Here is a 242-nt window from a genome sequence, read left to right as displayed (position 1 = left end):
GCACAAGGTCCAGCAGGATCTGACGGCATCAATGGAACAAACGGTATTGACGGTCAGAATGGAGTTGATGGTACTAATGGCGTAGACGGCATTAATGGTCAAAATGGTGCTGACGGTGCTCAAGGAGCAATTGGTCCAGCAGGTCAGAATGGAACAGATGGTTTAAATGGAACAGATGGTTTAAATGGAACAGATGGTTTAAATGGAACAGATGGTTTAAATGGAACAGATGGTTTAAATGG

At 43.8% G+C, this 242-nt stretch carries 1 pseudogene; it reads left to right on the top strand.

Annotated elements, in window-relative coordinates:
* Positions 1-242: pseudogene (locus tag AAEY72_RS16065) on the top strand (exosporium protein); the annotation flags it as partial.

It is taken from the genome of Psychrobacter sp. W2-37-MNA-CIBAN-0211 (assembly GCF_040309405.1).
Classification (GTDB): Bacteria; Pseudomonadota; Gammaproteobacteria; order Pseudomonadales; family Moraxellaceae; genus Psychrobacter; species Psychrobacter glaciei.
Note: the sequence above shows the minus strand (reverse complement) of the source record. Positions and strands in the feature narration are given on the sequence as shown.